1 rRNA gene is annotated in these 1347 nt (G+C 60.1%); it reads left to right on the top strand.

Annotation, left to right across the window (positions count from 1 at the left end):
• Positions 1-869, top strand: a 16S ribosomal RNA gene (locus ABHR76_RS10030); the annotation flags it as partial.
• Positions 870-1347: the final 478 nt, after the last annotated feature.

The raw sequence follows: 1347 nt of genomic DNA, 5'->3' as shown, positions 1-1347 counted from the left end.
GGGTGGAACACCCGGTGTAGCGGTGGAATGCGCAGATATCGGGTGGAACACCGGTGGCGAAGGCGGCCCTCTGGGCCGAGACCGACGCTGAGGCGCGAAAGCTGGGGGAGCGAACAGGATTAGATACCCTGGTAGTCCCAGCCGTAAACGATGGACGCTAGGTGTGGGGGGACGATCCCCCCGTGCCGCAGCCAACGCATTAAGCGTCCCGCCTGGGGAGTACGGCCGCAAGGCTAAAACTCAAAGGAATTGACGGGGGCCCGCACAAGCAGCGGAGCATGTGGCTTAATTCGAAGCAACGCGAAGAACCTTACCAGGGCTTGACATATGGGTGAAGCGGGGGAGACCCCGTGGCCGAGAGGAGCCCATACAGGTGGTGCATGGCTGTCGTCAGCTCGTGTCGTGAGATGTTGGGTTAAGTCCCGCAACGAGCGCAACCCCCGCCGCGTGTTGCCATCGGGTGATGCCGGGAACCCACGCGGGACCGCCGCCGTCAAGGCGGAGGAGGGCGGGGACGACGTCAAGTCATCATGCCCCTTATGCCCTGGGCTGCACACGTGCTACAATGGCCGGTACAGAGGGATGCCACCCCGCGAGGGGGAGCGGATCCCGGAAAGCCGGCCCCAGTTCGGATTGGGGGCTGCAACCCGCCCCCATGAAGTCGGAGTTGCTAGTAATCGCGGATCAGCATGCCGCGGTGAATGCGTTCCCGGGCCTTGTACACACCGCCCGTCACACCACCCGAGTCGTCTGCACCCGAAGTCGCCGGCCCAACCGAGAGGGGGGAGGCGCCGAAGGTGTGGAGGGTGAGGGGGGTGAAGTCGTAACAAGGTAGCCGTACCGGAAGGTGCGGCTGGATCACCTCCTTTCTAGGGAGACACATTCTTAGAGAGACAAACTTTAACTCGAATAGAGGGCAGGAGCCCGTCCGGTAGATGTCGCCCGCGATGAAGTCCCCGCAGCACCCGGTCCCCGGGGTCGCACCCGCGTACCTTGAGAGCCGCATAGCGATAGGAGAGAGATGGAAGAGATTCATCTTCCAGACTCGATTCTTTTCTGCGATTAAATCAAGAATGATAGCAATCATTCATCCGATCCAAACAAGAAGAATTCACTTATATATGAGTGAGGAGCATCTGATCGCGAGCACAGTGAAGACACTGTGCCGCGGTATGAGATACCCGAATTGCGACATACGAGCGCTATTCATGATATCGATTAATTAGATTAATTAGCGACACGTGGATATCCCGCGGGCCCGATGCGGTCCCGCAAGATACCACGGGCGCACGGCGGATGCCTTGGCACAGGGAGCCGATGAAGGACGCGGCAAGCTGCGATAATCCC

This window comes from Collinsella aerofaciens (assembly GCF_039752985.1).
Lineage (GTDB): Bacteria > Actinomycetota > Coriobacteriia > Coriobacteriales > Coriobacteriaceae > Collinsella > Collinsella aerofaciens_BT.
The sequence above is the reverse complement of the archived record's forward strand: the minus strand, read 5'-3'. Positions and strand labels throughout refer to the sequence as shown.